Below are 23,878 nucleotides of genomic sequence, written 5' to 3'. Positions count from 1 at the left end.
CTGCCAGAATTAACTAGCAGTAGTGTTACATTATCTATTCATCTTTATCATTTAGATGATTAGAAATTACGCTTACAAGACTGTCAATATTTGATTGATTAAGCATTTTATTCTTAACTATCAAATCAAATACATAAATTGACTGCATGGGGTTTAATTGTTTGAGCTTTTTAACAACATCACTCCAAACACCATTAATGATTTTATTTGACAATTCTTCAGCAAAACACCAAGCTTCTGATGCTTCAATATACATTTGATTCACCTCTTGTCTAAACTAAATTATTCAGAATTTCGTTGTTTGGCAAACAATTACAAACTCATTGTTTCTCACTTCTAAACAAATCACAAACTAAAAGCAGTAGCAAAGAAAAATCATGTTTTTAGTTGGTGTTACGAAAAAATCAATAACACCAACTTGTTTTGTTATTACATCTGCACTAATTCAAAAACTGACTCAGCTATTAAACCTCTAACTTTTATCTCCAATGGAAAGCTAGGATGTTTAACACGCTTGGCTTCTCTTGGAGTTCCGTCGTCACCTTCAAAATACCCATTATTCAATGCAACCCATTCAGCAAAGTTTTGATATTCTGAATAGGATTTTAACCCGATATAGGTGATAAAACTCTTGAATCCAGAATCAGAATCAGGCGACTCCTCCCAGTGAAAGCGATTACTGAAAGTTCCGACAATTGTAATGCGATCGCTCAACTTAACTACTGTATAATTTCCATGAGGTGAAACACTTTTAACTTCACCTTCAATTCCTGCAAAATTGATTCTGTTCATGATATAATTCTATTATTACTAAAACACCCTAAATAACAGGGAATAGCCTCTAACTATTCCCATTTTTTTAATTCTAAGTATCCTAGCTATCGAGCCATTTCAAGTTATCTTAGAATGGCTTGTTTCTTAGCGGTATACACAAAGCTCTCTAATTCTAGCTGGATAGAAATTGCAGACTGTTCAAGAGAATCACTAGGATATTTTGCGGATAAGTTTCTGATTTTCTCCAAGATTTCTGCGACATCATTTTCAAGCATCTTCAACATATTACTGTCCATTGGTGGTTCAACTGCTTTAACTAATTTCATGGCTTTAAACAACAACAGCAAACTCTAAAGGCGGTAGCACAGAAATAATTTTGTTATGATTACCTGTATTGATTACTTCGCTGGAATTGGTGCGTGGGAATTAGCTGCTAAAATTCTTGAACAAATTTATGGTTATCAGGTTTTCACAACTTACCAATTTGTAGAGATTCTTCCTTCTGCTCAACAAGTATTGCGTTCACACTATCCACTAATTCCTATTCACTCTGATATTAAAACTTACACACCACCGCAAAATATAGATGTCTATTTCATATGATTTGGTGCTACCGCCCTTGGGTTTTGAAGATTTTAGTTTTTTAAATATGGCAAGAAAACCAGGAAAGCCCAGAGAACTTTATGATCCTTGCAAAAATCCTCAACATTTTAATGCAAAACCAGACGTTGCAGCAGATTATTGGGAGTTGTATCAACAAGGGCTTAGTTTACAAGAAGTAGCTGAAAAATGCAATTCAACAAGAACTTCTGTTCATAATCTTCTAAAATCTCATGGGTATAAACTTAGAACTCAAAAAAGACTTCCATCTGTTATGTTTAATGGTGAAAAATACACACTAAAAACTCATGGTTATTATATTAAAACAACTCAACCGAGATCACTTTTACATAGAGATATTTGGGAGTACCACAACGATAAAATTCCTTGCGGTTTTGACGTTCATCATATTAACCATGATAAATTAGATAATAGGATAGAAAATCTTCAAATAATGACTTGCGAGGAACACACAAAACATCATCATCAACCTAAACCTGTTAGAAGGCTCGATACCGGAGAAGTTTATGAATCCGTGAAAATCGCATCTCAGAAAATTGGGATTTCAGGCGCGACTATTCGCCAATCAATCAATAAAGGCTGTAATGCTGACAATAGTAAATGGGAGTACGTTGATTAATGCAAACTTTTAAAGCAATTAGTTTATTTTCTGGAATTGGGGCATTTGAACTTGCTGCTAAATGGGTTTTTGGTGAACAATATCAAACCCTTCAATTTGTAGAAATAAATCCTATTGCTCAAAAAGTGTTGCAATCCCATTTCTTGAATGTTCCTATATGGAATGACATTTTAACTTATCATCCTCCAACACCTAAGAAACTCGGTTTTCCTTTAATTGTTGTTGGGGGATTTCCTTGTACAAATACATCAAATGCTTTGATGAGAGTAAAATTTTTAGCAAGTCTATGAATGGGCGATTACCTCCTTCGCAGAGTTATTTTTTGGTATTTTCCAAATTAAATTTCGTAATACCAAATATCCTCTTGTCTCACGATAATTCGATGCAGGGGAAGTCTATCAATCAATCCCTCCTGTTCCAATTGTCCCAGCAGACGAGTGATAGTTACACGAGTAGAACTGATCAGTGCTGCTAAATCTTCATGAGTTAGACGCATATCAATTAAACGCCCTTGTTCTACTTCTGAGCCAAATTTTTTGGATAACCATCCTAATAGTTGAATCAGCATAGTCTCTACTTTTTTATGGCTGCGAATCACCATTAATTCTTCCGCTTGTTGAATGTGATACAGCAAAGTTTCTGTGAGTTGATGCCAATCATCCACAGGTAAAACAGTGGCTTCTACTGTGGTTAAACATTCCATCCGATAGAGTTTTATTTTCGAGAGAACTTCACCAACCACATCTCCCGGACCCCATAATCCCAAAGCTACTGTTGTACCGTCTTCTAGATAAGTGTATGTCATCACAAAACCGCTTTCTATTTGCCACACAGCATTTTTTTTAACGGGCAATAGCGATCGCCTGGTGAAAATCTTTGGAGTATTGTTAGTAGATGATTGAGTTAAACCTGTGTATAATGACATCAGCGTATATATTACTAATTTCCGATGTAGTAACCGTAGTATACATTATTCTTGATTTAAAAAGTATTGTATTGAGATATTTTCCCGAAAATATTCAGCAATTTTGAGAATCTTGCATACAATCACCCTAAATCCGATAGAGTTATGGTATTTTACTTATTGTAGGTGTGGTACTATCACATCTAACACTCAAAAGTAAAATAATTGCGGTTAACAGCCGATAAATCTATCAATGTACAGTAGTATTCTGAATACAGATTTGAATAGTCAAAACTACGCTCTTCTGGATCTTTCTGCAAAAGTGGAATACGCGCTCCTAGCACTGTTAGAACTAGCCAGCCATCACGATAAAAAAGTTCCTTTGACTATGAGTGAGATTGCCGCCAAGCAACCCATACCAGAACGCTATCTGGAACAGATTCTCACTCAAGTGCGGCGTGCGGGTTTAGTCCACAGTCAACGTGGCTCAAAAGGCGGTTTCTTGTTAATGCGTGAGCCTTGGCAAATTACTTTGCTAGAAATTGTCACCTTGGTAGAAGGTGAACGGAAAGACAAAGAAAGCTCTGAGACTCCGACGATAGAAAAAACTTTGGTTCTGGAAATCTGGGAAAAAGCTAATGCGGCTGCAATTGAGGTTTTGCGTAGCTATACACTCCAAGATTTGTGTCAAGAAAGAGAGACTCGCGCCCAAAATAATCCCATGTATTACATTTAGTTATCAAGAGGTATAGCAATGCGAATAGCCAAAAATATCACCGAGTTAGTGGGCAAAACACCCTTAGTACAGTTAAACAAAATTCCTCAAAGTTTAGGAGCATTGGCGCAGATTGTTGTCAAACTAGAAAGTATGAATCCTGCGGCTTCTGTGAAAGACAGAATTGGCGTGAGCATGATTCAAGCAGCAGAGGAACAAGGCTTAATTATTCCTGGTAAAACAACTTTAGTTGAGCCAACTTCTGGGAATACAGGCATTGCTTTAGCTATGGTTGCAGCCGCTAAAGGCTACCGTTTGATTTTGACGATGCCAGATACTATGAGTCAGGAAAGAAGACTCATGCTAAGAGCTTATGGGGCGCAATTAGAGTTAACACCGGGGGTAGAGGGAATGCGGGGAGCGATCGCTAAAGCGACAGAAATAGTTGCTATCACCCCCAATGCTTATATGTTGCAACAATTCAGCAATCCTGCTAACCCCCAAATTCACGCTCGCACCACCGCTGAAGAAATTTGGCATGATACAGATGGAGAAGTTGACATCCTTGTGTCAGGAGTAGGAACTGGGGGAACAATTACGGGTGTTTCCGAAGTAATTAAACAACGCAAACCCAGCTTTCAAGCAGTTGCAGTTGAACCAGTTAATAGTCCAGTATTAGCAGGCGGAAAACCAGGTCCACACAAAATTCAAGGTATTGGCCCCGGATTTATTCCCGCTGTTTATCGTTCAGAACTGATAGATGAAGTCATTCAAGTCTCAGATGATCAAGCGATTATCTACAGTCGGCGGTTAGCGAAAGAAGAAGGACTGTTATCAGGAATTTCTGCTGGTGCGGCTTTATATGCGGCATTGCAACTAGCTAAACGCCCAGAAAATGCCAATAAATTGATAGTTATGGTGCAGCCTAGCTTTGGTGAACGCTATTTGAGTACCGTATTATTTCAAGATACCAATGAGAATGAATGGTTAACTAAACTTTGAAAATTTAATCATTGGTGATAGAAACAATTATTTCCTCTTCTCCTTTATCTTGGTTAATATCATTTCTCTTCACCAAAAACAATAAACAAATACAACTACCAAGGAGTTTTAACGGACTTAACGCTTTACTTTTCCATATAATGACTACTCCTAAACCCATCAGCACAAATGGCACAAGATAATTACCATACTTGGTCAAAAAATCAGCTATTTTATGCTGATGGGTTAACTGATATGCTGCATAACACCAAATGCCTAACAGGAGAAAAAATAAACTGATAATTATTAAAAACCCCTCTAATTGAATGCTAGAAAATAACGGTATATAAATGCTAATATTATCACTACCATTAGCCACCGTTATCGCTGCCACAGTGTAAATTTGTGGATTTAAAAAAGATGATGTTATCTCCTCTGTCATATCAGCTAATTGTTCAGTTTCTTTATTCACTAAACTACTGATACCAATAGCAATAGGAATTAAGCCTAGTAAACCAATCCATGATTGAGGCAGAATCAGTCCACCAAATAATCCAGGTAAACTGAAGATGACGAGAATAGTAAAACCTAAATATTGACCAACAACAATTTGCCAAGGGCGAAAATTTTTATTTACTTGCGAAAAAAATACCAACAGAATCAAAATATCATCAATATTAGTTGCTATGAAAGCAACTACCCCGGTAATAATTGCTGTCAATAAATTATTCATTTTAGATAATTTCAATAGTGATTACTTAAATCATGTAGGTTGGGTTGACGGAAGGAAACCCAACATTTCCGATATCTCTAATATTCCTGGTATTTTGTTGGATTGCGCTGTCGCTTAACCCAACCTACATTTTTTTAATTGAACCTGAAACTTATGAGATTAAATTTAGTGATCCAAATATTGCTATCTTAATACTCCCGGTTCGCCCATTTTTGCGAGAGTTAGAAGAATTCTACTCAGGAGTAAAAGATTGACCACTAAGCTGAGTATAAATAGTAGGGGGAAACCCAAGTAAAACAAGAATACGCTGCTGTAAAGGGGAAAGAGTAGTTAAATGAGTGTAGACTTCATTGTTAACCTCAATTAATATCAATGTGATTTCTTTAAATGCAACAAGAAGCATTTCAGCAGTAGGACGTGCCGTTTTACGCTGAGGATTACCAGCATAAAGTCCAGCCAATTTTTCTTGATTTTTGTCAAGATGGCGACGAACCTGAAACTCTAAAAGAGTCAAAACTCGCAAACCAATTGAAAGTAGTCGGATCAAACCAGTAATATGGTCTTCACGTTGTAAATAAATTGGAGTTAAAGAAAGAGGAAAGCCTTTAAGTCGAGCAAATCCTCGTTCTGTCAAATACTCATCTCTATAAGCACGAACTGCTTGTTTCAAACTCAGGTTAGCTTCAGTTTCATTAGTGACATAAACTCGCCAGCCTAACAGTTGAACTTGTTGTTTTACCGCGTCTTCATTAATTTTAAAATCTAAATTAAAGGAAACTTCTTCTATTATTTGAGATTGACGTTCGCCATATTGTCTTTTAACTTTTTCAACTCGCTGAGTTTGAATATCAATTTCAAATAATCCCCCAGTCCGATAACGCTTGAGAATCTCAGCTACAGATAACTCCCACTCTGGAAATGATGTCAGCTTTTTCTTGCCGCGTTTGGGGATTTTTAGTTGTTCAAGAGCATGAACGGTTTTCTGTATGCGTTCACGTAGATATTTTTCCTCTGTCTGGGCAATGGCATAAGAACGGACTACTAATTGTCGCTCTTCCCAAGATATTTCTTGCTCGTTAATCTTTTCTTTTTGGAGCAATTTTAGTTCAAATCCTTCAGCAATCTCTCTCGTTTTTCCATCTGCATAATCATAATTGATAGTTGTCAATTCTTGTTTTTCATCCCAAACTGGTTGCAGATATTCTCTTAATTTTTCTGTCGGTGTTTGCTTGGCATTTAAAGGACATAGATAAAAATCTCCCCCTGATACAATATGGATTCTTGTCCCCATTGATGCCATTTTACAGTCCCCAATATACAGTAATCCTGGCTGTTTTAGCGTCGAACGGACTCTCTCAATTGCGGGGATATATAAAGGGTCATCTGCTTTTTCTCCCGATAATATTTCTGTTGCTATTGGCATTCCTAATGGGTCTAATGTTGATAGCATGATTTTGACTTGTGCCAAATCTGGACGATGGTCTTTGCTATGACCCCATTGAAATAGCCCTTCAGTATTCACCCCGCAATAACTTGAAGCTGTTGTACTATCCAGTCTTACCCGTTCTGGTTTGATATCATACACTTGCAACAAATTACTTCCCAGTTCTTCCTCAAACGCATACCAGTTCTCGTCACAGTTAAGGTAACGCAATACTGCTTCTAATCGGTCATCGGTTAGGTCAAGTTCGTTTAAGCTTTCACCAATCAATTTTTTCAATGTTTCTAACCGTTTACCAGCCCAGGCTTGAACTTGATTTAAACGGTGGTCTGCTTGCGATAAGATATGTGTTAACCAGATCACTGCTACATTCCCCAAGCTTTGTCCTCGCCAATTTCCATGGGTGGGGAAGTTTTTATCTATTAGCTTTTGTACACCCATCCGTTCTATCTGTGTGAGTAGTACGGGTATGTCATCTACTCGTTCGTTTGTAATTATGGATTCAGTTGCCATAACGTCGAACATATACTTACTTAGCTTATTTTGTATAACCTGTCTCTGATTATACTTTTATCTGCACATTTTTCCTAACTCCCTAAAAAATGGGCGAACCGGGAGTTAATAAATAGTATATTTTTGAATTTTACCATGAACAAGTTTGCTACTGCTTTTACAGAAGGCATAATTGCCTTTGCTGCCACTAATATTGACGATATCATGATTCTGCTCTTATTTTTTTCGCAAATAGATCGAAATTTTCGGCGTAGACATATTTTTATCGGTCAATATCTTGGCTTTACAGCTATTATTATCCTCAGCTTACCAGGTTTTTTTGGTGGCTTAGTCATCCAGCGAGAATGGATTGGATTATTAGGAATATTACCAATTGCAATTGGGATTAAGCAATTAGTAAATCGTGAAGCAGAAAGTACAGAAGTGCAGACGGTGAATATTGAACAGAATAGCCCTCAATCTTCTTTTTTATCAAGTATTTTACATCCAAATACTTATAAAGTTGCAGCTGTGACAGTTGCTAATGGGGGTGATAATATTAGTATTTACATACCCCTATTTGCAGGTCAAGATATTGTTGGGTTAGGAATAATTTTAGCGGTATTTTTTGGTATGGTAGGGGTTTGGTGTGCTATCGCTTATTTATTAAACCGTCAAGCTAACATTAGTTATATTTTAAGTCGCTATGGACAGGCTATTGTCCCTTTTGTATTAATTGGTTTGGGGCTATTTATTATGTATGAACGAGGGACATTTAACCTATTATTTGGACAGGTAAATTAAAAAGCTGATGGAGGTATAGATAATCATGCCTGTGAAACTAATTTCCAACTTACCATCATTAAAATGCTATAGATAATAAATCTTAGTGGACGTTGAGGGGTAATCTCACAAAGTTTAGCACCAATAAGAACTCCGGGAACAGAACCTATCCAAATAGGGATTACTAAACTCCAATCAACAGTTCCTAAAGTTAGATGTCCCAGGGATGTAAATATTAGTAAAATGGCGGCTTGAGTAATATCTGTACCCACCAATTTTCGGGCATCTAATCGGAAAAAAGCTATGATAGCTAAGGCAAACATAGAGCCTGATGAAACACTTGTCATTCCCACAGAAAAGCCTAAAATTGCGCCAATGAGTAAAGTTAGAAAACGTCCTTGATTGGTTTTTAAATTTAATTTTGGCAATTCGGGTAAGTTGATTTTGGGAAAAAATGTCATCAACAACATTTGGATTAATGCTGTAAATGTAACTATCAAAATCATGACTCCTAGTAACCGCAGTAAGAGGCTATCTAGATTATGTTCTCCACTTTGTCTGAGTTGATGTAAAACTCTTACTCCCAACAGCGAACCAGAAACGCTACCCATTGACAGCCATTTAACTATTTCTAGATCAAGGGTTTTTTGTTGCCAGTGTTTTACTCCACCGACTACTTTCATTAATGTGGCTGCAACCACATCAGAACTAATAGCAACAGAAGGTGGTACTTGAAACACAAAAATCAACATAGGAGTGATCAAAGATGCACCACCTATTCCTGTTAAACCCACAATGATGCCAATAAAAAAGCTGAAAGCTGGTAGTAATAAATAGTCCATACTGGTATGAGTGTAAGGTTGTTGAGAAATGAAGAAGATAAGCTTGAATAGACTCAATTTTATGAATACAAAAAATCGCTGTCTAAGTTTGTTCAGAATGACTTTTTATAAATCTTGTAAATAGACTTTTATTACTCCTGAAGGGTAATTTTTTAGCCTAAGTGTTGAAAGATACCCTAGTTTTGGCAATTTTTCATAAAACTACAGCATCTCTATCAACTTACTGTATTATAAACTCATAAATAATAAAATGTCTAGTACCAGTATCTATAAAGTTCTTTTAGTGAAGATCTTCTGATTTTTACCACTCCGCAGCCAATTATTTCTCTTGTCTGGGGCTTAATCATTTGATTCCATAGGTAGAGGTAAAGCAAAAGCTCATTGGTGTTAAGCTGTTACGCAAAATCTTCATCCCGCAAGGAACTCAAGTTCCTTGCTAATAGCGAAAGTCATCTTTTAGTGCCACAAATATTGATGATTTAGTCATCCTGACTTTGTTTTTCTCTCAGGTGGATGCTAAGTTTCGCCGCTGGCATATTATTATTGGTCAATATCTAGGTTTTACAGCCTTAATTTTAACTAGTTTGCCTGGTTTTTTTGGCGGATTAATTTTACCCCGTCCCTGGATTGGTTTATTTGGCTTAGTTCCAATTATCATTGGTATCAAGAGTTTAATGAATCAAGAAACAGATGAATTAGAGGATGCAGAGACAGAAACAAAAGTTTCTCAGGAATCGCCAATAGCGAGATTTTTTAATTTGCAAACTTATAGTGTTGCGGCTGTTACATTTGCCAATGGAACGGATAATATTAGTATTTATGTGCCGATATTCGCCAGCAGTAATTGGCAAAGTCTACTAGTAATTTTGGGTGTTTTCTTTTCATTAGTGGGGATGTTGTGTTATGTAGCACATAAGTTAACTCGCAATCAAGCGTTGGCTACGCCCGCCGAAGGCATCGCTGATATCTTTACTAAATATGGAAATCTTTTTATGCCCTTTATCTTAATCGGATTAGGTACTTTTATCTTCCTCGATAGTCATAGTTTTAGTCTCCTCAATCTTCTGTATAGATAAACGAAGTTCTCTGTTTACATCCTGCTGACAAAAATTATCTAGGCATCATAAATATAGATTAAACAAAAGGGGAATTCAAATTGAGCATATTAGCATTTTCTTTACTGGTTTGGTTGGGATCATTTAGTGCCGGCTTAGTCGGAGCATTAACTGGGTTAGGTGGTGGAGTCGTCATAGTTCCGTTATTAACTTCCGTCTTTGGTGTTGATATTCGCTATGCGGTTGGGGCATCATTAGTATCAGTGATTGCGACATCATTAGGTTCAGCTTCTACATATATTAAAAAAGGCTACGCTAATCTGCGCTTGGGGATGTTTCTGGAGGTAGCCACCACCATTGGCGCTCTGATTGGGGCTTTAATTACCACTCATGTAACCGTAAAAATACTTTCCTTGATTTTGGCAATTGTGCTAATTTATTCAGCATATCTGTCTCAACGCCCCAGACCAGAACAAACAGAAATTGCTCCACCAGACCCCTTAGCAGAATATCTCCAACTTAATGGGACTTACCCCACTCCTGATGGTGTAATTCCTTATCAAGTTCATGCCTTACCTGCTGGGTTCAGTATTATGTTAGTAGCAGGAGTGCTTTCTGGTTTATTAGGAATTGGTTCGGGGGCATTCAAGGTATTGGCCATGGACCAAGCCATGCGTCTCCCTTTTAAAGTTTCTACGACCACCAGCAATTTTATGATTGGTGTCACAGCCGCAGCCTCAGCAGGTGTTTATTTAACCCAGGGATACATAGATCCAGGTTTATCTATGCCGGTGATGTTGGGAGTGTTACCAGGTGCTTTTTTAGGAGCGAGAATTTTAATTGGTGCTAAAACTCAAATTCTCAGAATTATCTTCAGCTTTGTATTGGTAGTAATGGCGTTAAAAATGGTCTATAACAGTCTAATAGGAGGGCTGTAATTATGTATAAGTTAAATTCTGGTTTTCGCTGGACTTGCACAACACAGATAGAAAGAAAAGTTGGAGCTTTCACTTTTGAATTAGAGGAGCAAGATTGTGATATTCAACAGCTAGAAGAACAGCATCTCAATCATTATGATGAAAATGTTAATCATCAAAAATTCACAAAATCAGCCAATGAAAAACAATTAGAATTTTTACTTAGTAACCTCCTTAAATATGGAGTTTTAATCGCTAGTTCTATAGTATTATTCGGAGGTATATTGTATTTAATTCATCATGGTTATGAGCCTGCTGAATATCAAATATTTCGAGGTACACCATCTGAATTTCATTCCCCAACAGGTGTAGTAAATGCTGTTTTGGCAGGTAGCCGCCGGGGAATTATTCAATTAGGATTGTTGATACTCATTGCTATTCCTATTTTGCGCGTGATCATTTCTTTCTGCACTTTTCTTTTACAGCGAAATTTTGTCTATGTAATTATTACGTCATTAGTGCTTGCTAGTTTAACTTATAGCCTGGTTGGCGCATATTACTAATATTTTTCACAAATAGACGGTGTAGAAAATATTGAATTTGATCAAAAAAAACAGTATTGGTTTTGGAGAAACAAATGGACAAAAAAAGGCTAGGTATTACCCTAGCCAAAAATCCACATCAACCGCAAACTATTATTGCTATTTTCAACCAACTAGTTACTGCTAATTAAACAATTACCATCGGTTTAAAACCATTTTATAATCCCACGAACTCAGGTATTTATCAATTTTGAGTCCAGGTTATTTCCCCTGGAGAGAATGTAAATAATTTAGTTGTGGGAACTGCTCGCTTGCAATTCTACGACAATTTTGATGATGAAATATGCAAACGATGGTAATTTTTTTGGGTTTATTAGTTGGGGTAAGATCCCCGACTTCTTATTTGATGATGTCAATTAAATTATTAACCAATGATAGAAGTCGGGGATCTCCTTTTTTTAGCAAATTAATATTTTTTTCTTGGACATTTTTAACTGTTTCCAGAGAATACGTATTTGTTTATAAGCCTCTTCTGAGGAAAGTTTACCACCAGTTTGTAGACCAGAAATATAGTTCACTCGTTGTGAAAAATCTTGAAGTTGGGCATTAAATTCTAAATGTTCTGACTTCAAATCTCCATAATAAGGACTACGAGGATAAAGAAAATCAGAGAGTTCCGATAGCAAATCAGAGTATTGATTCATAAATACCTTTAGTTACTATATGCTAATTCCTTGATATCAGGTTGGGATTTATTAACAGCTTGGATAAATTCGGTTAAAACTTCTTTGAGACGTTGATCAATTTCTTCATCCAATTGCAAACTACCATCAGCTTGAATTTGAATTTGCTTATCTACTGCGTAAACTGTACTTAAAATATGCCTTGCACCTAATTCACCTAAAACTGGTTTCAAAGCATATTCTATTGATAATAAATGAGCGATTGTACCACCAGTAGCTAACGGTAATAAAACCTTACCATTCAAAGCTTTTTCAGGTAATAAATCTAAAAAAGATTTGAGTAACCCTGTATAAGCAGCTTTATAAATTGGGGTGGCAATAATTACACCACTTGCTTGTTCTAATAATGCTTTTGGTTTTTCTAAAGCTGGACTGTTATAACGTCCATAAACTAAATCCTCAGCAGGTAAATCTCGCACAGAAATAATATTTGTTTCTAAGCCTTGTTCAGAAAGAATTTGAGTTGCATATTCCAAAATTCCGTAGGTTCTAGAAGGATGAGAAGGACTACCCGCGATCGCTAAAATATAAGCCATTTGACAAAAACCTCTTGATTTAATTAATTTTTAACTAATCTACAGTTGCTACTGTTGTTTCTCTAAGTTGTTCTTTAAGCTGTTGGGGAAATTCTCGGTTAGCAACAATTTCACCAAAAGGACTTAATAATTGTGGTTCTACTGTTGGTAAATTATCCAAAGGTAAACGAGGGAAAAGCAATTCTGCTACTCGATAAGCTTCCTCTAAATGGGGATAACCAGAAAAGATAAAAGTATCAATTCCTACGTCTGCATATTCCTGCATTCTTCTAGCAACAGTATCAGGATCACCTACTAATGCAGTTCCCGCACCACCCCGAACTAAACCAATTCCTGCCCATAAATTAGGGCTAATTTCTAATGCTTCTCGACTGCCATTATGTAATTCCTTCATGCGTTTTTGTCCTTCAGAATCCATGCGAGAATAAGCTTGTTGGGTTTTAGCGATCGCATCTTCATCTACATAACGAATTAAATCATTAGCAGCATCCCAAGCTTGACTTTCAGTTTCTCTGACAATGACATGAAGACGAATTCCAAAGCTTAACGTTCTCCCTTGTGCTTCTGCTAAACGTCTCACAGAAGCAATTTTTTCTGCTACTTGTTGAGGTGGTTCACCCCAAGTTAAATAAACATCAACGTGCTTGGCAGCAATTACTTGAGCAATCGGAGAAGAACCACCAAACCACAAAGGTGGATGAGGTTTCTGGATATTAGGAAATAGGATTTTCCCCTCTTTAATATTGAGATAATCACCTTCAAAGTTAGAAATTTCACCGCCAGCAATTTCTCGCCAAACTGTTAAAAATTCATCGGTTAATTGATAGCGATCATCATGACCAAGATGCAAACCATCACCAGCTAATTCAACAGGATCACCACCAGTCACGACATTAATTAATAATCGTCCGCCAGAAATTCTATCAAAAGTTGCTGCCATTCTTGCCGCTACTCCTGGTGACATCAACCCCGGACGGATTGCTACTAAAAACCGCATTTTTTTAGTGTATGTTACCAAAGTTGAAGCCAAAATCCAGGCATCTTCACAGGAACGACCAGTGGGTAATAAAGCCCCTGTAAACCCTAATTGATCAACCGCTTGGGCTATTTGTCGCCAATAATCAAAATTCACTGAACGACCACCTATAGCAGTTCCTAGATAGCGTCCATCGCCATGTGTGGGAATAAACCAAAGAACTTGCATGATATTTAAGTGTAAAACTTTGTAATCAAAAACTCAATCAATAACTACGCTAACTCTATCGGTAAACCGTATTATTTGGGTAATGACTAAGAGTATTACATAAATGGACTAAGAAAACAATACTTTTACCAAAATCAACTTTAATCCTATCGGGTATTAGTAGATTAGCCCTTCAAATAACTGGGATTCCATTGCAACCAGTAGTTTTCCAAAGCTTTAGCAATTATATCAGCCAGTTTACCGAACAAGGCATAGATTACAATACTTAAAACTACAACATCAGTTTGCATAAATTCTCTAGCATTTGTTGCCATATAGCCAATGCCGGAGTCAGCAGCAATTGTTTCTGCGACAATCAGTGTTAACCACATAATCCCTAAAGAAAACCGCACACCAACTAAAATTGAAGACATTGCCCCTGGGAGAATAATTCGCCAGAATAAACCCCAAGTATTTAAACCGTATATCTTACCCATTTCAATCAATCCGTGATCAACACTACGAATCCCATGAAAAGTGTTTAAATAAATGGGAAACATAACACCTAAAGATACTAGAAATAATCTCGCCTCATCACCAATTCCAAACCATAAAATTACCAATGGAATTAATGCTAAGTTAGGAATATTCCGCAACATTTGCAGTGATGTATCTAGTAACTTTTCCGCAATAGGAGAAATACCATTAAGTAAACCTAAACTAAATCCAATACTTCCTCCAAGTAAAAATCCAGATACTGCTCTTAGAGAGCTAATACCAATATTTTTGGGAAGTTCACCGCTTTGAGTTAATTTAATGGCAGCAGTAACAACTGCTAAAGGTGCGGGTAATATTCTGCTGGGAATAACACCAATAGAAGACAAAAACTGCCACACTACAATTATTGTAATTGGCACAAGCCAAGGGATAAATGATTGAATATAGCGATTTTTGATAAACTTAAACTGGAACTTATTTTTTTTAGTTCCATACTTTGAGGAAAAATCAGTAGGAGGAGAGGAAACTTTCATAATAATTTATTAAGTGATGAGGAAAATAATTATGGCGGGATTTAACCGCCGTGGTAAAAATCAGAATAACTACAGGTTATTTTTTACTAATTCTTTGGGGTGTAATAGCTGCATATTGTTGAGAACTTAAAACTGATTCTTTAATGGCAATTTGTTTAGGAATAACACCTTCTTTATAAAACAAATCGGCAATGCGTTGTTGTTCAGCAACAAGAGATGAGTTGATTGGACGTAAACGGAATGTCCGTCTACGAACTACCACAGCTAAAAGTGCAGGATCAAGTTTTAGTTCAGGTGCAAGAATTTTAACAACTTCATTAGGATTAGATTCTGCCCATTCTCCTAATTTATCTACCTCTTCTAAAACTATGCGAACAATTTCTGGATTTTCTACAGCAAAACTCCGTCTAGCCATATAAAATCCGCCTTGAGTGGCAATTTTGGAAGCATTTCTCAAAACACGAGCATTAGCAGTTTTTTGAACAACAGCAATAAATGGGTCCCAAGCAACCCAAGCATCAATTTTCTTTTGAATAAAAGCATCACGGGCTTCTGCTGGAGTTAAACTAACTGCTTGAATATCGCTATATTTCAAACCTACTTCACCTAATGCTCTAAGTAGTAAATAATGTGATGCTGATCCTTTTTGAAAAACAACTTTCTTACCTTTAAGATCCTTAACTGTCTTAATAGGAGAATCTGGCTGAACAACAATAGCACTACCTTCACCTTTACTAGGTTTACGTCCAGCAATATAAGCTAATTGAGCGCCAGCAGCTTGAGCAAAAATGGGTGGTGTTTCTCCAACAGAACCAATATCAACTCTGTTAGCATTCATGGCTTCCATTAATTGTGGACCAGCGGGAAATGGAGACCATTCTACCTTGATACCTAAAGGCTCAAGACGCTTATCTACCACTCCTTTGATTTTCACAATATCACCAGATGTTTGATAAGCAAGTCGGACTACTTTTGTCTTGATACCTGTTTTGTTAGTAGCATTTTGAGCTTGTACTATACTAGTCGCAATAGGAGCAGAAAGAAGAGCTAAGGCTAATGCTGAGTATTGAAAGAATTTCTGTAAAACTGTGCGTCGTGGTAACTTAAAGTTCATAATTATGTCTCATCACTTAATTTCAATTCAAATTGTTTTATTACTGTTTGACTACAAAACCTAAAATGGGCGACTACCCGCTAAACTAATCCGTTTCATAACCCGACGTTGATTAGGATCAAAAGCTTGGCGATAATGCAAAGTAGATTGATTATCCCAGTAGACAATATCGCCTACAGACCACTTATGTTGATAATAAAATTTAGGCTGATGAAGATGATTTCTCAACTGTTCAATTAATTCCTTACCTTCTTGAGGTTCTAAACCGACAACTTCAACTTCTGTGGTGTAATCTAAATACAAAATCTTCTTACCACTCTCTGGATGTGTTCTCACCAACGGGTGGGGAAAAACAGGACTAATGAGAGGAATATTCTTATCTTCACGATATTTTCGGCGAGGTTCTCCTGGTTTATTTAAAAATGGATTATAAGTAATCAACCGTAAATCTGCAATTCGTTGTTTGGTTGATTCATCCAAAGTTTCATAAGCCAAATTGAGATTTAACCAAGAAGTATCTCCACCTTCCGATGGTACTTCTAAAGCATAAAGTAGAGAACCACTAGAAGGATAGGGTGTCCATTTATGATCAGAATGAAATGCTAATTCACCTGTACCTGTGTAACCACCATCAACATTAGAAACGGGAATTATAACTGGTGTTACTCCTGGCTGAGAAGCGAGAACTGGAACATTATCTGGTGGGACAAATAATGAACCAAAATTAAAACTAAAGTTCAAAAATTCCTCATCACTAAGATGTTGGTTTTTGAAGATGAGAATATGATAATCTCTAAGTGCTTGTTTTAATTGTAAAATAACTTCAGGTAGAACTTTTTTACTAGCATCTAGTTCAGTAATAACTGCTCCTAATGCAGCATCAAGAGGAGTAATTTGGAAATTAGTTAAAGTAAGTGTCGGCATGGTTAAAAATCAAATTCATTCAAGTTTCATAATTTTGTCAAAAATCAATTTAAGTTTTACTTCTTTTTACTTTCTCCCGAAAATAAAGAGAAATAAAACTATTATAAATTGCTATTTTTTAGCAAGCACTTCCTTCGGAGTAATTGCAGCATATTGTTGAGGAGTTAAAAACCCATCTCTAACATTTACTTTTTTAGGTATAAGCCCCAAACTATACCATTTGTCTGCAACTTCCTGTTGTTTTTTTATCACTTTCTCGTTAATTGGCACTAATGCAAAATCATATTTATTGTGCATTTTTTCTAAAGTTGGTGCATCAAGTTGAGTCGCACTAGTGAGTAACTGAGCAATTTCTTTAGGATGGGTTTTAGACCAAACTTGTGCTTTTTGTAATTCTTCCAAAAAGATTTTAATTACTTGAGGATTTTCTTGATAGAATTTGCGATTGGTGGAATAAAAATTGTTAGTATCTTTTAAACCATTACCACCATCTAATAAAACGCGACCCACTTTATTTTTTACATTTCTGGTGACAAATGGCTCCCAAATAAACCAAGCATCTACTTTACCTTGGCTAAAGGCGGCGTTAGCATCTGGAGGTGCTAAAAAAACTGAAGTTACATCAGCGAGTTTTAAACCTTCTTTTTCCGCTGCTCTAACTGTAAGGTAATGTCCAATAGATGCTTTTTGGAAAGCAACTTTTTTGCCTTTCAAATCCTTGAACCGCTTAACAGGTGAATTGGGAGGAACTAGAAGTGAAACTGCCCTACCATCAGAGGAGTTAGCTGCTAAATATACAAGAGGAACTCCGGCTGCTTGAGAAAAAACTGGAGGTGATTCGGCTGTAGATGCAATATCAAGTCCATTTGCATTCAAAGCTTCTAACTGTTGTGGTCCGGCAGCAAATTCAGGCCATTCAACTTTATAGCCTAAAGCTCCTAATCGTTTTTCTAGATTACCTTGTTTTTCTAAAACTGCGACGGCTGTAAGTTGTTTAGAACGAACTATTCGGACTACTTTTTTGTTATTACTAGCAATTAGCTTACTATTTGTGTTAGTTGCACTGCCAGTAGATGAAATTGCTTGCTGTTGAGCGCTATTATGGGGTGTATTCCAAATAAATACTGTGGCAGATAAGAGTAAGCTGGAGCTAAAAGTGGATAAAACAGAACGACGAGTGATCTGTTTGTTTTTCCATGATTTCAATTTACTTTCCCAATTCAGCATGATTGAATTCCCCTTTTTTTGAAACATTTTCTAGTTTTGTTAAATATTTAAGAAAGTGAGGTAGAAAAAATAATCTACCTCAACACGGTATGAAGAAACCTAAAAATAACTGACAGTAATGCTTGGTAAGCTATGTAGAGAATATCAGTTATCAGTCAAATACCAAGAGTCTTTAAATCCTAAGATTAGGAAAGAGAAGTTGAGAAAAATTGGCTTTCTCACTTTTCACCAATATCACCTACTAACTCTAAACAATCTCAGAAGGCGCTGGGAAATTTTTGGGTATGAACTTCGGTGTTGATTAGAGGATAACCTAGACAACAGCACGGGCTGACTACTTGAACGCCTATCTGTACAAATTTGGCTTTTTGCAGACTTTCTATGGCGATAGTCATAATTTTTGCTCCAAACAGTTTCTAGTAATGACATTTAGGCAGATACAGAACTCAATAAATAAGAAGATGAAGATCCAGATACCAATTCTGTTTGTGATGATTCTTGTTTACCCATTACTCTGTCTAAAATTCTCTCTACAGTCTTCGCAAACTTTGCATCTCCTCTAGCCCGTGGACGGGGAAGATCAATTTTTACATTCATACTAATTTGACCATTTTCAATCAAAATTACTCTGTCTGCTAATACCACGGCTTCTTCTACATCATGGGTAATTAACAGTGATGTAAATCCTTGTTCCTGCCACAAACGTTCTAATAATTGCTGCATTTCAATTCTAGTTAAAGCATCCAACGCTCCCAACGGTTCATCTAGTAGTAATAAAGAAGGTTTACTGGCCAAGGCTCTGGCTAAAGCTACCCGTTGCCTTTGTCCACCGGAAAGTACAGAAGGCCATTCATGAGCGCGGTCTTCTAACCCTACTTCACGCAGAACTTGTAAAGCCGTTTGTTTGGCATAAACTTTGGAATTAGTACCTATTAAACCTAACTCTACATTTGCTAATACTCGTTGCCAAGGTAACAACCGAGCATCTTGAAACATCATGCGGATAGCGGGATTAATGGGTTTATCAGAATATTTGCCATTTAACAAAACATCGCCGCCACTGGGAGCATCTAACCCAGCCACTAGACGCAACATTGTACTTTTACCACAGCCACTGCGACCAACAATAGCCACGAATTCTCCTGGCTGAATTTCTAAATCAATTCCTTGTAAAACAGTTTTATTTCCAAAAGACTTTCGCAGTCCTTCAAGATTTAATTGCATTCCTTTTACTTGATTAGTCATGATCAAAACCTCTTAATTGTGGATGTTTGATTGGTGATTTGGAGTAAATCTGTCAAATAAAAATAGACAATGCTTGTGTAGGATTTTTCTGAGCCGAAATTCTGAGAAAATTCATATATTTATTTTCCGGCTTGAGGAAATTTTAAGATTGACAGAAATTACTCGCTTTTATTTACTTGAATCTCTCTGGACAGAAAGCTTTAGTAAACAAGCATCTGGTATTACTACCAATATGCTTGTTGTGCCAATCTGTTTTTCCCAGGTAGAATCTACTGTAAGTTGGTAGGGATACCGTAGCTTTAATTTAGTTTGGCATAACTAGATAAAAAATGCAAGTATCTTTGAGAAGAATTTTATGAAAAATATCCATAAAAAAATCCCCACTTGTTTATGAGGATTTATTTCACAGAAAATTTGGCAATTAATATATTAATTGCTGACATCAAACAATAAGAAAAATTTATTTTTGACTATTAGTTAACAAATTCTTGTGATTTATATTCTTGTTACAAAAGTTAATTATTGTAATTTAAAACCCAAATTATTCAGAATTTCCTTTAATCTATGCCGACCAGACAAAGATTCAGCCGATGCTACCCTTTTACTAGAATGTTCCGACCAATCACCAGGAATATTCATGTGTTGTGAATTGTAAAATTTCTCCATGATTTGGTTATATTCTGATATTCCTTGCTCTTGTTGGGCAAGTTGATATGTTTCTCGATGTAAGACTACAGATTGAGATAAACGTGGTTTAATTGCCACATTCACAACTGGATCAGCATAGCCTACACACAAACCAAAAACAGCAACTACATGAGGAGGTAAATTCAATATCTGCGCTACCTCTTCTGGTTTATTTCGTAATGCACCGATATACACAGTTCCCAATCCAATAGATTCTGCTGCCACTACAGCATTTTGTGCTGCTAATGCGGCATCTATGGCCGCCATCAAAAACATTTCCAAATAATCTAAACCTTCATGAGGTAGTCCACGATTTTCGGCAATGTTTGTGAGTCTGGCTAAATCTGCTAACCACACTAAAAATAAAGGAGATTGGCGAATATGTGCTTGATTATTAGTTAGTTTTGATAATTCTTCTTTGCGATTTACATCTTCAACTGCTACTACACTCCAAGTCTGGAGATTGGAAGAAGTAGAAGCAGATTGAGCAGCCGCAATTAAAACTTCTAAAGTTCCTGGGGGTAAAGCATCAGGTAAATAAGCACGAATTGAACGATGTGATAACAGAGTTGCTAAGGTGTCACTCCAGGGAATATCTGGATTGAAGTTACCACCATAGCGATGATTAAGTAATTCAGTTGGGTTAGTCATAATTTACAGAAAAATGATTATGGAAATGTCAGAATCAGGATTTACAGGATTAAAGGATTAACAAGATGAAAATGTCTGAATCAGGATGTCCAAGATTTAAGGATTAACAGGATTCGAGAATTTTAATAAGTATGAAATCTTGCAAATCTTCAAATCTTGTAAATCCTGATTTATGCGTTAAAATCTGAAGGTGGTACGAAGCCAACCAACTACACTACCAGGATTAGTAGTATCTGAATTTGGTGCTGTTACCCAAATAAATCCAGGTGTAACTTCAATGTTGTCAGTAAGTTTATATTGATACCATCCCTCAACGTGCAGAGAGGTATCTTTGTCGGCTTGACCTTTACCTGCTCCTAAATCAACATTTTTACTAAGTCCAGTTAGTGTTGGTGCTTGACCTACAAAAATGCCTCCTAAACTACCTTTTTTCCCTAAATCGGGAGATGTTAGTCCTACTCCCCAGTTCCAAACTTGACCATCTCCTTGTCCCAAATAACGATGGGATGAATAACCTACAAAACTATTGATTGCTAATCGGGGATGTATTTTATATAATGCCCCAAGTCCATAAAGATTTCCCACTGTTCCTTGATCAACAATACCCTTAGCTGCGTTGGCTGGGTTAGTGGAAATGGTACTATTTGCTAGGTTACTTCCCGCCGCTGAACCAAAGTTTGTTCCACCTTGACCTAAAGTACCCGCTGGACTATAGGTGTTAGCGTAACTCAAACCTAGTCGAAAATTCTTTTTGGGACTGAAATATGTTATCTGTCCAAATGCTACATATCTACCTGTAAATAAGCCATTTTTAGGTGCGGGATTATCACCATTAGGCGCACTGTATGATGCACCTAATTGCCACTGTTTACTTAGGTCGTGAAGTATGGCAATTCCAGGGCCTGTATCTCCATAGTTATAGACCATATTCCGCCGGGAAAATCGGGAAATCCCGTTAGAAGCTGACCCTTCAAATGGGTTTGTTGGACCACTTAAACCAATCTCGTTTGCTCCATCAGATTGGGCAAAAATGTTAAATTGGGTCTTTTTACCAACTGGAAACCGATAACGGATACCACCAACAGAAATCTGATTTGCGCCAAAACTAGGACTGGCATTATCGGCAGTTCTACTGTCAAATGTACCAAATATTCCGCCAGTGGGATTATTTGTGCTAAGTCCTGTTCCAGTTCCTCTAGGATTAGGTACTCCACCTAATGAGTTAATATTTCCACCGGAAAGTGTTAATCGTAGTTGATCTTTACCAGTAAAACTACTACTTAATATTAAGCGAGTCCGCTGGGAAAATGTAATGGTGCGGGGTGCAGGTTGTTTGGTAACGACGTTATTCCCAGCTAAAACTCCACCAGCTACAAACTGCACTTCACCTTGTAGCTTAGTTGTTGTTGAAAATTGATTACCTTCTAATTCTGTAGTTCGTGCTTCTATTGTCTGTAATCTTCCGCGTAATACAGTAAGTTCGGCATTAAATTCTTCATTTAGTCGCTGTATGCTTTCCAAATCTGTTTTTAGAGCCAAATCAGATGTAGATGCAGCAATAAGTTTATTGACTTGATCTAAGCAAGCATTTAACCCTGCGGCAAATTCATAGCGAGTCAAAGCTCGATTACCACGATATTTAGTATCAGAACCCACTAAGCAATCATAACGTTCTATAAGAGATTTTAAGGCCTCATAAGCCCAGTCAGAGGGTTGGACATCTGAAAGCTGGGATACAGATGTAACTTGTGATTCATCTGATAAAGAGGAAGGTTCTTTTTGGGCAATTATTTGAGTAATTTTGTTAAAGTCAGGAGTATTGATGTTGACTGGTGATAAAGTCTCTTTGTTTGTTGTTTCATTTTCTCCTCTTATTTCACTAGCAGAAGTTTTTGTACTAGCTGCTAAGACTAATAGGAATACAGACATTGGGAAAGTTAGCAATAAATTACAAGCAGTTTTTTTCATTTTGATAACCTCACACACACAAAATTTAAGGCAGTACGAAATCATCAATAATTTCGGACTTAGCATAGGAAATATCAAGGAACTTCTCAGATAGAAATTTTCGGTAATAGGTCTACTGAGACTGGTTTTGTATTCGTAGTGACAGGAAAGCCTATAGTAGCAACTAAATTACCCTATATTATATAATCCGGTAATTTGGTCAAGTTACTGTAGTTAATCTGTTATAGATAGCAGTATTTCACAAAAAATCTAGAATTTGAGTATTGGTGGATACATTTTTGATAATTTTAAATTAATTGTTACAAAGGGTTGTATATCTAAAATTTGTATGATATTATGCTTTTTCAGGTATTAACTCCGTTAAATCAGTAGATTTAGTGTAGTTTGATGAAATAGTGATATTTTTAGTTTTTGTAGCAAAATGGAATCAGGAGAATCATTAAAACATTATGAAATACAACCAACTTGGTGCAAGCGACCTCAATGTTTCAGAAATTTGCTTGGGAACTATGACTTATGGGCATCAAAATACTATTGAGGATGCACATGAGCAACTTGACTATGCTGTTACCCAAGGGATAAATTTCCTAGATGCGGCAGAAATGTATCCTGTCCCTCCTCGTGGTGAAACCCAAGGGAAAACTGAGGCTTATATTGGTGAATGGTTGAAGAAACAGCAACGAGATAAATTAATTGTAGCTACTAAGATTGCTGGTCCGGGTCGTCCTTTTTCTTGGTTGAGGGGTGGAAATAATAAAGTGGACAACGGTATTTAAAACCCAATGTCCAAGAAGCGGTGAAGGCTTATGTGGAGATTGCTAAAAAGTATAATCTGTCACCTGCTCAATTAGCGATCGCATTTGTTAAAAGTCGCTGGTTTGTGAAAAGCACAATTATTGGCGCAACAACTTTGGCACAATTGCAGGAAAATATAGATAGTGTCAATGTGGTTTTAGATCAAGAGATTTTCGCGGAAATAGATGCAATTCATACTCGTTATCCTAATCCAGCACCTTAAGCGAGTTTTGTAAAAAAATACAAAGCGAGATTCTCACCTCACTTAATAAGTAGCTTGGCACAATTAAATATAAAACCTCTCCCTAATCCTCTCCTACAAGGAGAGGGAAAAGGAATAAATCTTGGTACTGGA

At 36.7% G+C, this 23,878-nt stretch carries 27 protein-coding genes and 2 pseudogenes; 11 read left to right on the top strand and 18 right to left on the bottom strand.

The window, feature by feature from the left end; genetic code table 11:
- Positions 1-34 precede the first annotated feature (34 nt).
- The 3 genes from HEQ36_RS01010 to HEQ36_RS01000 all read right to left on the bottom strand — a co-directional run bounded on the left by HEQ36_RS01010 (position 35) and on the right by HEQ36_RS01000 (position 1,100).
- Complete coding sequence (locus tag HEQ36_RS01010) at positions 35-256, bottom strand: hypothetical protein (RefSeq protein ID WP_168634705.1); 222 nt, start codon at positions 254-256, stop codon at positions 35-37.
- A 173-nt stretch (positions 257-429) separates the two neighbouring features.
- Positions 430-792, bottom strand: a complete 363-nt coding sequence (locus HEQ36_RS01005; RefSeq protein ID WP_168634979.1) for a hypothetical protein — start codon at positions 790-792, stop codon at positions 430-432.
- A gap of 104 nt (positions 793-896) precedes the next feature.
- A complete protein-coding gene (locus HEQ36_RS01000; protein WP_233455373.1) occupies positions 897-1,100 on the bottom strand; it encodes a hypothetical protein in 204 nt (67 codons plus the stop codon).
- 55 nt (positions 1,101-1,155) lie between these two features.
- Here HEQ36_RS01000 and HEQ36_RS00995 point away from each other — a divergent pair, with 55 nt between their 5' ends.
- The 3 genes from HEQ36_RS00995 to HEQ36_RS00985 are packed head-to-tail and all read left to right on the top strand — an operon-like array spanning position 1,156 to position 2,304.
- Positions 1,156-1,377 carry a DNA cytosine methyltransferase gene (locus HEQ36_RS00995; protein WP_168634977.1) on the top strand — a complete coding sequence of 74 codons (222 nt, stop codon included), beginning with the start codon at positions 1,156-1,158 and terminating at the stop codon, positions 1,375-1,377.
- Positions 1,361-2,014 carry an HNH endonuclease signature motif containing protein gene (locus tag HEQ36_RS00990; protein WP_205748391.1) on the top strand — a complete coding sequence of 218 codons (654 nt, stop codon included), beginning with the start codon at positions 1,361-1,363 and terminating at the stop codon, positions 2,012-2,014. The genes HEQ36_RS00995 and HEQ36_RS00990 overlap by 17 nt, the downstream gene beginning before the upstream one ends.
- Positions 2,014-2,304, top strand: coding sequence for a DNA cytosine methyltransferase (locus HEQ36_RS00985; RefSeq protein ID WP_168634976.1), 291 nt, complete (start codon positions 2,014-2,016; stop codon positions 2,302-2,304). The genes HEQ36_RS00990 and HEQ36_RS00985 overlap by 1 nt, the downstream gene beginning before the upstream one ends.
- Before the next feature lie 47 nt (positions 2,305-2,351).
- On the opposite strand, the gene HEQ36_RS00980 is transcribed toward HEQ36_RS00985, so the two are convergent.
- Positions 2,352-2,939, bottom strand: a complete 588-nt coding sequence (locus tag HEQ36_RS00980) for a Crp/Fnr family transcriptional regulator (protein ID WP_168634975.1) — start codon at positions 2,937-2,939, stop codon at positions 2,352-2,354.
- Between the two features lie 232 nt (positions 2,940-3,171).
- On the opposite strand from HEQ36_RS00980, the gene HEQ36_RS00975 reads away from it, so the two are divergent.
- On the top strand, positions 3,172-3,654 hold the full coding sequence (locus tag HEQ36_RS00975) for an Rrf2 family transcriptional regulator (RefSeq protein ID WP_168634974.1): 483 nt from the start codon (positions 3,172-3,174) through the stop codon (positions 3,652-3,654).
- Positions 3,655-3,672: 18 nt separating this feature from the next.
- A complete protein-coding gene (gene cysK / locus HEQ36_RS00970) occupies positions 3,673-4,635 on the top strand; it encodes a cysteine synthase A (protein WP_053540227.1) in 963 nt (320 codons plus the stop codon).
- Positions 4,636-4,639: 4 nt separating this feature from the next.
- On the opposite strand, the gene HEQ36_RS00965 is transcribed toward cysK, so the two are convergent.
- Both HEQ36_RS00965 and HEQ36_RS00960 read right to left on the bottom strand, forming a co-directional pair.
- Complete coding sequence (locus HEQ36_RS00965; RefSeq protein WP_168634973.1) at positions 4,640-5,347, bottom strand: cadmium resistance transporter; 708 nt, start codon at positions 5,345-5,347, stop codon at positions 4,640-4,642.
- Positions 5,348-5,579: 232 nt separating this feature from the next.
- Positions 5,580-7,301 (bottom strand): IS1634 family transposase, encoded by a 1,722-nt coding sequence (locus HEQ36_RS00960; RefSeq protein WP_053538855.1) that lies wholly within the window; start codon positions 7,299-7,301, stop codon positions 5,580-5,582.
- 135 nt (positions 7,302-7,436) lie between these two features.
- Here HEQ36_RS00960 and HEQ36_RS00955 point away from each other — a divergent pair, with 135 nt between their 5' ends.
- Complete coding sequence (locus tag HEQ36_RS00955) at positions 7,437-8,084, top strand: cadmium resistance transporter (RefSeq protein WP_168634972.1); 648 nt, start codon at positions 7,437-7,439, stop codon at positions 8,082-8,084.
- 23 nt (positions 8,085-8,107) lie between these two features.
- On the opposite strand, the gene HEQ36_RS00950 is transcribed toward HEQ36_RS00955, so the two are convergent.
- Entirely contained in the window at positions 8,108-8,905 is a 798-nt protein-coding gene (locus HEQ36_RS00950) for a sulfite exporter TauE/SafE family protein (RefSeq protein WP_053540225.1), read from the bottom strand.
- Between the two features lie 467 nt (positions 8,906-9,372).
- Here HEQ36_RS00950 and HEQ36_RS00945 point away from each other — a divergent pair.
- The 3 genes and pseudogenes from HEQ36_RS00945 to HEQ36_RS00935 form a co-directional block, all read left to right on the top strand.
- Positions 9,373-9,981: pseudogene (locus HEQ36_RS00945) on the top strand (cadmium resistance transporter); the annotation flags it as partial.
- Between the two features lie 80 nt (positions 9,982-10,061).
- Positions 10,062-10,898 (top strand): sulfite exporter TauE/SafE family protein, encoded by an 837-nt coding sequence (locus HEQ36_RS00940; RefSeq protein WP_053540223.1) that lies wholly within the window; start codon positions 10,062-10,064, stop codon positions 10,896-10,898.
- Positions 10,899-10,900: 2 nt separating this feature from the next.
- Positions 10,901-11,440: a DUF1634 domain-containing protein gene (locus HEQ36_RS00935; protein WP_053540222.1), complete on the top strand. Its 540-nt coding sequence runs from the start codon at positions 10,901-10,903 to the stop codon at positions 11,438-11,440.
- A gap of 437 nt (positions 11,441-11,877) precedes the next feature.
- On the opposite strand, the gene HEQ36_RS00930 is transcribed toward HEQ36_RS00935, so the two are convergent.
- The 9 genes from HEQ36_RS00930 to HEQ36_RS00890 all read right to left on the bottom strand — a co-directional run bounded on the left by HEQ36_RS00930 (position 11,878) and on the right by HEQ36_RS00890 (position 19,422).
- The gene (locus HEQ36_RS00930) at positions 11,878-12,123 is read right to left on the bottom strand and encodes a hypothetical protein (RefSeq protein WP_053540221.1); all 246 of its coding nucleotides are present in this window, start codon (positions 12,121-12,123) and stop codon (positions 11,878-11,880) included.
- An 8-nt stretch (positions 12,124-12,131) separates the two neighbouring features.
- Positions 12,132-12,698 carry an NADPH-dependent FMN reductase gene (gene ssuE / locus HEQ36_RS00925; RefSeq protein WP_053540220.1) on the bottom strand — a complete coding sequence of 189 codons (567 nt, stop codon included), beginning with the start codon at positions 12,696-12,698 and terminating at the stop codon, positions 12,132-12,134.
- 34 nt (positions 12,699-12,732) lie between these two features.
- Complete coding sequence (gene ssuD / locus HEQ36_RS00920) at positions 12,733-13,902, bottom strand: FMNH2-dependent alkanesulfonate monooxygenase (RefSeq protein WP_168634971.1); 1,170 nt, start codon at positions 13,900-13,902, stop codon at positions 12,733-12,735.
- A 164-nt stretch (positions 13,903-14,066) separates the two neighbouring features.
- On the bottom strand, positions 14,067-14,912 hold the full coding sequence (ssuC, locus tag HEQ36_RS00915; RefSeq protein WP_168634970.1) for an aliphatic sulfonate ABC transporter permease SsuC: 846 nt from the start codon (positions 14,910-14,912) through the stop codon (positions 14,067-14,069).
- A gap of 76 nt (positions 14,913-14,988) precedes the next feature.
- Positions 14,989-16,026 (bottom strand): sulfonate ABC transporter substrate-binding protein, encoded by a 1,038-nt coding sequence (locus tag HEQ36_RS00910; RefSeq protein WP_168634969.1) that lies wholly within the window; start codon positions 16,024-16,026, stop codon positions 14,989-14,991.
- Positions 16,027-16,086: 60 nt separating this feature from the next.
- On the bottom strand, positions 16,087-16,950 hold the full coding sequence (locus tag HEQ36_RS00905; RefSeq protein ID WP_168634968.1) for a TauD/TfdA family dioxygenase: 864 nt from the start codon (positions 16,948-16,950) through the stop codon (positions 16,087-16,089).
- A 111-nt stretch (positions 16,951-17,061) separates the two neighbouring features.
- Complete coding sequence (locus HEQ36_RS00900; protein ID WP_168634967.1) at positions 17,062-18,177, bottom strand: aliphatic sulfonate ABC transporter substrate-binding protein; 1,116 nt, start codon at positions 18,175-18,177, stop codon at positions 17,062-17,064.
- 257 nt (positions 18,178-18,434) lie between these two features.
- Complete coding sequence (locus HEQ36_RS00895) at positions 18,435-18,572, bottom strand: hypothetical protein (RefSeq protein ID WP_168634966.1); 138 nt, start codon at positions 18,570-18,572, stop codon at positions 18,435-18,437.
- Positions 18,573-18,606: 34 nt separating this feature from the next.
- Positions 18,607-19,422, bottom strand: coding sequence for an ATP-binding cassette domain-containing protein (locus tag HEQ36_RS00890; RefSeq protein ID WP_168634965.1), 816 nt, complete (start codon positions 19,420-19,422; stop codon positions 18,607-18,609).
- 148 nt (positions 19,423-19,570) lie between these two features.
- Between HEQ36_RS00890 and HEQ36_RS00885 the strand changes: the two genes are divergently transcribed.
- Positions 19,571-19,708 (top strand): hypothetical protein, encoded by a 138-nt coding sequence (locus tag HEQ36_RS00885; protein WP_168634964.1) that lies wholly within the window; start codon positions 19,571-19,573, stop codon positions 19,706-19,708.
- A gap of 233 nt (positions 19,709-19,941) precedes the next feature.
- Here HEQ36_RS00885 and HEQ36_RS00880 read toward each other — a convergent pair whose 3' ends face one another.
- Both HEQ36_RS00880 and HEQ36_RS00875 read right to left on the bottom strand, forming a co-directional pair.
- Positions 19,942-20,760, bottom strand: a complete 819-nt coding sequence (locus HEQ36_RS00880) for an NADPH-dependent oxidoreductase (RefSeq protein ID WP_168634963.1) — start codon at positions 20,758-20,760, stop codon at positions 19,942-19,944.
- A gap of 177 nt (positions 20,761-20,937) precedes the next feature.
- Positions 20,938-22,728 (bottom strand): iron uptake porin, encoded by a 1,791-nt coding sequence (locus HEQ36_RS00875; RefSeq protein ID WP_290706426.1) that lies wholly within the window; start codon positions 22,726-22,728, stop codon positions 20,938-20,940.
- Positions 22,729-23,177: 449 nt separating this feature from the next.
- Between HEQ36_RS00875 and HEQ36_RS00870 the strand changes: the two are divergent.
- A pseudogene (locus tag HEQ36_RS00870) lies at positions 23,178-23,746 on the top strand (aldo/keto reductase).
- Positions 23,747-23,878: the final 132 nt, after the last annotated feature.

Origin of the sequence: Anabaena sp. 54, assembly GCF_017355725.1 — a bacterium.
GTDB classification, from domain to species: domain Bacteria; phylum Cyanobacteriota; class Cyanobacteriia; order Cyanobacteriales; family Nostocaceae; genus Dolichospermum; species Dolichospermum heterosporum.
Note: the sequence above shows the minus strand (reverse complement) of the source record. Positions and strands in the feature narration are given on the sequence as shown.

Bases quoted from the DNA above. Each gene is read 5' to 3' on its own strand.
- HEQ36_RS00965 (WP_168634973.1), bottom strand. From the start codon at position 5,347: ATGAATAATTTATTGACAGCAATTATTACCGGGGTAGTTGCTTTCATA.
- HEQ36_RS00895 (WP_168634966.1), bottom strand. From the start codon at position 18,572: ATGACTATCGCCATAGAAAGTCTGCAAAAAGCCAAATTTGTACAGATA.
- HEQ36_RS00955 (WP_168634972.1), top strand. From the start codon at position 7,437: ATGAACAAGTTTGCTACTGCTTTTACAGAAGGCATAATTGCCTTTGCT.
- HEQ36_RS00900 (WP_168634967.1), bottom strand. From the start codon at position 18,177: ATGCTGAATTGGGAAAGTAAATTGAAATCATGGAAAAACAAACAGATC.
- ssuC (WP_168634970.1), bottom strand. From the start codon at position 14,912: ATGAAAGTTTCCTCTCCTCCTACTGATTTTTCCTCAAAGTATGGAACT.
- HEQ36_RS00980 (WP_168634975.1), bottom strand. From the start codon at position 2,939: ATGTCATTATACACAGGTTTAACTCAATCATCTACTAACAATACTCCA.
- HEQ36_RS01000 (WP_233455373.1), bottom strand. From the start codon at position 1,100: ATGAAATTAGTTAAAGCAGTTGAACCACCAATGGACAGTAATATGTTG.
- cysK (WP_053540227.1), top strand. From the start codon at position 3,673: ATGCGAATAGCCAAAAATATCACCGAGTTAGTGGGCAAAACACCCTTA.
- HEQ36_RS01005 (WP_168634979.1), bottom strand. From the start codon at position 792: ATGAACAGAATCAATTTTGCAGGAATTGAAGGTGAAGTTAAAAGTGTT.
- HEQ36_RS00990 (WP_205748391.1), top strand. From the start codon at position 1,361: ATGTCTATTTCATATGATTTGGTGCTACCGCCCTTGGGTTTTGAAGAT.
- HEQ36_RS00890 (WP_168634965.1), bottom strand. From the start codon at position 19,422: ATGACTAATCAAGTAAAAGGAATGCAATTAAATCTTGAAGGACTGCGA.
- HEQ36_RS00910 (WP_168634969.1), bottom strand. From the start codon at position 16,026: ATGAACTTTAAGTTACCACGACGCACAGTTTTACAGAAATTCTTTCAA.
- HEQ36_RS00935 (WP_053540222.1), top strand. From the start codon at position 10,901: ATGTATAAGTTAAATTCTGGTTTTCGCTGGACTTGCACAACACAGATA.
- ssuE (WP_053540220.1), bottom strand. From the start codon at position 12,698: ATGGCTTATATTTTAGCGATCGCGGGTAGTCCTTCTCATCCTTCTAGA.
- HEQ36_RS00950 (WP_053540225.1), bottom strand. From the start codon at position 8,905: ATGGACTATTTATTACTACCAGCTTTCAGCTTTTTTATTGGCATCATT.
- HEQ36_RS00995 (WP_168634977.1), top strand. From the start codon at position 1,156: ATGATTACCTGTATTGATTACTTCGCTGGAATTGGTGCGTGGGAATTA.
- HEQ36_RS00975 (WP_168634974.1), top strand. From the start codon at position 3,172: ATGTACAGTAGTATTCTGAATACAGATTTGAATAGTCAAAACTACGCT.
- HEQ36_RS00930 (WP_053540221.1), bottom strand. From the start codon at position 12,123: ATGAATCAATACTCTGATTTGCTATCGGAACTCTCTGATTTTCTTTAT.
- HEQ36_RS00960 (WP_053538855.1), bottom strand. From the start codon at position 7,301: ATGGCAACTGAATCCATAATTACAAACGAACGAGTAGATGACATACCC.
- HEQ36_RS00985 (WP_168634976.1), top strand. From the start codon at position 2,014: ATGCAAACTTTTAAAGCAATTAGTTTATTTTCTGGAATTGGGGCATTT.
- HEQ36_RS00880 (WP_168634963.1), bottom strand. From the start codon at position 20,760: ATGACTAACCCAACTGAATTACTTAATCATCGCTATGGTGGTAACTTC.
- HEQ36_RS01010 (WP_168634705.1), bottom strand. From the start codon at position 256: ATGTATATTGAAGCATCAGAAGCTTGGTGTTTTGCTGAAGAATTGTCA.
- HEQ36_RS00875 (WP_290706426.1), bottom strand. From the start codon at position 22,728: ATGAAAAAAACTGCTTGTAATTTATTGCTAACTTTCCCAATGTCTGTA.
- ssuD (WP_168634971.1), bottom strand. From the start codon at position 13,902: ATGCAAGTTCTTTGGTTTATTCCCACACATGGCGATGGACGCTATCTA.
- HEQ36_RS00905 (WP_168634968.1), bottom strand. From the start codon at position 16,950: ATGCCGACACTTACTTTAACTAATTTCCAAATTACTCCTCTTGATGCT.